This is a genomic window from Streptomyces sp. NPDC059456 (genome assembly GCF_042750055.1).
In the GTDB taxonomy this organism is placed as follows: domain Bacteria; phylum Actinomycetota; class Actinomycetes; order Streptomycetales; family Streptomycetaceae; genus Streptomyces.
This window is the reverse complement of sequence record NZ_JBHYVA010000694.1, coordinates 1-4457: the sequence shown is the minus strand read 5'-3', so window position 1 is coordinate 4457 and position 4457 is coordinate 1. Positions and strand designations below refer to the sequence as shown.

Here is a 4457-nt window from a genome sequence, read left to right as displayed (position 1 = left end):
TTTTCTTATGTGCTTATTCTGCCCCCGCCCCGGGAGCGGGGGGGTGGGCGTGAGGGGTTCCCCGCACCGCCCCCTCTCACGCACCGTGTGCGGTTACAGCACCTTGGACAGGAACGCCTTCGTCCGGTCGTGCTGGGGGTTGCCCAGCACCTCGCGCGGGTGGCCGGACTCGACCACGACGCCGCCGTCCATGAAGACGAGGTTGTCGCCGACCTCGCGGGCGAAGCCCATCTCGTGGGTCACCACGATCATGGTCATGCCCGACTCGGCCAGGTCCCGCATGACGTCGAGGACGTCGCCGACGAGCTCCGGGTCGAGCGCCGAGGTGGGCTCGTCGAAGAGCATCAGCTTCGGCTCCATGGCCAGCGCGCGGGCGATCGCCACGCGCTGCTGCTGGCCGCCGGAGAGCTGCGAGGGGTAGTTCCCGCCCTTGTCGCCCAGGCCCACGCGGTCGAGCAGCTTGACCGCGCGCTCGCGCGCCACGGCCTTGCTCTCGCCCTTGACCATGACGGGGGCTTCCATGACGTTCTCTATGGCCGTCATGTGCGGGAAGAGGTTGAAGCGCTGGAAGACCATGCCGATCTCGCGGCGCTGCGCCGCGACCTCGCTGTCCTTCAGCTCGTAGAGCTTGTCGCCCTTCTGCTTGTACCCGACCAGCTGGCCGTCCACCGAGAGCCGCCCGGAGTTGATGCGCTCCAGGTGGTTGATGCACCGCAGGAAGGTCGACTTGCCGGAGCCGGACGGGCCGACCAGGCAGAAAACCTCGCGCGGGGCGACCTCGAGGTCGATGCCCCGGAGGATGTGGGCGGCGCCGTACGACTTGTGGACGCCCTCGGCCTTGACCATCGGCTGAGCGGTCATCGCGCGACCTCCGTACGGCGGAACATGTTCAGGTTGGCCTTCAGGCGCTGGAACGGCGTCGGAGGCAGGTTCCGCGTGGAACCACGGGCGAAACGGCGCTCCAGGTAGTACTGGCCGACGCTGAACACACTGGTCAGGGCCAGGTACCAGAAGGACGCCACGAACAGCATCTCCATGATGGCACCGGCCGTGTTGCCGATGTTCGACGAGGCCCGCAGGAGCTCGGTGTACTGCACCGCCGAGACCAGGGAGGAGGTCTTCAGCATGTTGATGAACTCGTTGCCCGTCGGCGGGATGATCACGCGCATCGCCTGCGGGAGCACGATCCGGCGCATGGTCTTCGACTGCGGCATGCCCAGCGCGTGGGCGGCCTCGGTCTGGCCCTCGTCGACCGACTGGATGCCGGCCCGGACGATCTCCGCCATGTAGGCGCCCTCGTTCAGGCCGAGGCCCAGGAGGGCGACCATGAACGGGGTCATGACGTCGACGGTCTCGTTCTTGTAGATCGGACCGAGGTTGATGTACTGGAAGATCAGCGACAGGTTGAACCACACCAGCAGCTGCACGTACACCGGGGTACCGCGGAAGAACCAGATGTAGAGCCAGGAGACGGCGCCCGTCACCGGGTTCTTCGACAGGCGCATCACCGCGAAGACGATGCCGAGCACGAGGCCCAGCGCCATGGCGGAGACGCTGATGATCACGGTGTTGCCGAGACCGCTCAGGACCGCCGGGTCGAACAGCTTGTCGCCGACCGTGGCCCAGATGACGTTGCCGTTGGCGAACGCGTAGGCGATCCAGACGAGCAGCGCGACCACGATCACGCCGCTGACCCAGCGGCCGTAGTGCCGCACCGGGATTGCCTTGATGGCCTCGTACGGGAGGCCCGAGGCACCGGGACCGGCCGGCGGGTTCTCGGCCGGGCCCTTTTCGATCTTGTCAGTCACAATGACTGCCCTTCAGTGGAGCGTGGAGCGCTGGACTTACTGACCTGCGTTGACCGTCGCGGACTTGACGGCACTGTCCTGCACGTTCCACTTCTCCAGCGCCTTGGCGTAGGAGCCGTCCTTGATGATGGCGTCGAGGGCCTGCTTGAGGGCGTCGCGGAGCTGGGTGTTCTCCTTGCTCACGCCGATGCCGAAGAGGCCGACGTCGCTCTGCTGGCCGGCGACCTCGAAGTCGTTGCCGCCACCGGAGGTCTTCACCGTGTAGGCGGCGACCGGGTAGTCGTTCAGGTCGGCGACGGCGCCGCCGGCCTTGACGCGGGTCTGCGCCTCGGCGTCGGTGTCGAAGGCCTGGATGGTGAGCTTCTTGTCGCCGCACTTCTCGGCCTGGGCCTTGAAGGCGTCCTCGTAGATCGTGCCGCGCTGGACGGCCACGGTCTTGCCGCAGAGGTCGTCCATGGACTTGATGCCCTCGGGGTTGCCCTTCTTGACGAGGAGCGAGAGGCCGGAGGAGAAGTAGTCGACGAAGTCGATCCCCTTGCCGATCTTCTGGCCCTTGTCGTCCAGGCCCTCCTGGCGCTTCTTGTTGTCCGTGATCGAGGACATGATCGCGTCTTCGCGGCCGGTGTAGATCGAGGTGATCAGGCCGTCGAAGGTGCCCGCGGTGAACTGCATCTTCACGCCGAGCTGCTTGCCCAGCGCCTCGGCGATGTCGGGGTCGACACCGACGATCTTGCCGCCCTCGACGAATTCCATCGGGGCGTAGGCGGAGTCCGTGCCGATCTTGATGACACCGGCGTCCTGGATCTTCTTCGGCAGCGCCGAGAAGAGCGGGGCGGAGCTGTCCTTCGACGTACCGCCCGAAGGGGTGGACGAGGAACCCTTGTCCGTCTGGTCACCACAGCCGGTGAGGATCAGGGCGCCGGCGACCGCGATCGCGCCGACCGCGGCGATCCGGGACCGGGCGGCGGTCGTACGACGGGTGGTGCTTGCGGTCATGAGCTGGTTCCTCCGGGTGGCTGGGGAAAGCATCCGAGAGCGGTCGGGCACGCACCTTCGAGTGTCGCGACCTCGTGTGATTACGGCATCTTGCCATTCGGACTGACGCATTCAGGCAGTTCGTCAGGTCAAAATCGGATAACGGGTGGGTGGGGGTGCCCAACAGGACTGCGGAATGGGGGCTTCGCGGCCGCAGGAACAGCTGTGACCTGGCCCTTTTGACGGACTATTTGCGGTCCGTCTCGCCCATTGGACAGAGTCCTTTGGACCTTTCGCCGAAAACAGGACAAGCGGTCTACAGTCGAGCAGGAATCGACTCGTCTGAGCGAGCGTTCTTCGGGTACAACGGATCCTTACACCCCTCATCCGGGGCTCAGGGCGCGCGTGCGGCGCGCCCGCGCGTACGAACCTCCCCTTCGCGGAGACGGGCCAACCGTCGATGCGGAGTACGGACGCGGTGCCCGCCCACCCCTTAACCAGGTGTGGTCACCCTCAACGATTCAAAGACTTAAGGGGCCAAGAAAGTGGCAGCGGAGATCGTCAATCCTCGCAGCGACAGCGCGACGGACAACAACCCCGACGCAGTGTTCGCGCTGCACCGGGGCGGCAAGATGGCCATCCAGGCCACGGTGCCGGTCCAGAACAAGGACGACCTGTCCCTCGCGTACACGCCGGGCGTGGCGAAGGTCTGCAGCGCGATCGCGGAGCAGCCCGAGCTCGTGAACGAGTACACCTGGAAGTCCAACGTGGTCGCCGTCGTCACCGACGGCACGGCCGTGCTCGGACTCGGTGACATCGGTCCCGAGGCCTCCCTCCCGGTGATGGAGGGCAAGGCCATCCTGTTCAAGCAGTTCGGTGGTGTGGACGCGGTGCCGATCGCGCTCGCCACCAAGGACACGGACGAGATCGTCGAGACGGTCATCCGTCTCGCGCCGTCCTTCGGCGGGGTCAACCTGGAGGACATCTCCGCCCCCCGCTGCTTCGAGATCGAGCGCCGGCTCCAGGAAGCCCTGGACATCCCGATCTTCCACGACGACCAGCACGGCACGGCCATCGTGACGCTGGCCGCCCTGCGCAACGCCGCGAAGCTGACCGGGCGCACGCTCGGTGACCTGCGCGCCGTGATCTCGGGTGCGGGCGCGGCGGGCATCGCCATCGCCAAGATCCTCGTGGACGCGGGCATCGGCGACGTCTGCGTCACCGACCGCAAGGGCGTCGTCTCCGCGGACCGTTCCGACCTGACGGACGTCAAGGCGGAGATCGCGGGCCTGACGAACAAGACCGGCCAGACCGGTTCCCTGGAAGCGGCCCTCAACGGCGCGGACGTGTTCATCGGCGTCTCCGGCGGCACGGTGCCCGAGGAGGCGGTGGCCTCGATGGCGAAGGACGCCTTCGTCTTCGCCATGGCCAACCCGAACCCGGAGGTCCACCCGGACGTCGCGCACAAGTACGCGGCGGTCGTGGCCACGGGCCGCTCGGACTTCCCGAACCAGATCAACAACGTGCTGGCGTTCCCGGGCATCTTCGCGGGCGCCCTGAAGGTCCGCGCCAGCCGGATCACCGAGGGCATGAAGATCGCCGCCGCCGACGCCATCGCCGGTGTCGTGGGTGACGAGCTCGCCGCCGACTACGTGATCCCGTCGCCGTTCGACG

Annotated in this window: 4 protein-coding genes; 1 reads left to right on the top strand and 3 read right to left on the bottom strand. The window is 66.9% G+C overall.

Features of this window, described 5'->3' with window-relative positions; genetic code table 11:
* Nucleotides 1-93 precede the first annotated feature (93 nt).
* From ACFXA3_RS36590 to ACFXA3_RS36580, 3 genes are read right to left on the bottom strand one after another with little or no spacing between them, the layout of a single operon-like run.
* Nucleotides 94-861: an amino acid ABC transporter ATP-binding protein gene (locus tag ACFXA3_RS36590; RefSeq protein ID WP_385194484.1), complete on the bottom strand. Its 768-nt coding sequence runs from the start codon at nt 859-861 to the stop codon at nt 94-96.
* Nucleotides 858-1808: an amino acid ABC transporter permease gene (locus ACFXA3_RS36585; protein WP_385194483.1), complete on the bottom strand. Its 951-nt coding sequence runs from the start codon at nt 1806-1808 to the stop codon at nt 858-860. Before ACFXA3_RS36585 ends, ACFXA3_RS36590 begins: the two co-directional genes overlap by 4 nt.
* Before the next feature lie 36 nt (nt 1809-1844).
* Entirely contained in the window at nt 1845-2804 is a 960-nt protein-coding gene (locus ACFXA3_RS36580) for an ABC transporter substrate-binding protein (protein ID WP_385194481.1), read from the bottom strand.
* Nucleotides 2805-3328: 524 nt separating this feature from the next.
* Here ACFXA3_RS36580 and ACFXA3_RS36575 point away from each other — a divergent pair.
* The coding region (locus ACFXA3_RS36575; protein ID WP_385194478.1) for an NADP-dependent malic enzyme at nt 3329-4457 on the top strand (1129 nt) is incomplete at its 3' end.

What these genes read in the sequence shown, in the direction of transcription:
- ACFXA3_RS36580 (WP_385194481.1), bottom strand. Translation starts at nt 2,804, where the DNA reads ATGACCGCAAGCACCACCCGTCGTACGACCGCCGCCCGGTCCCGGATC.
- ACFXA3_RS36590 (WP_385194484.1), bottom strand. Translation starts at nt 861, where the DNA reads ATGACCGCTCAGCCGATGGTCAAGGCCGAGGGCGTCCACAAGTCGTAC.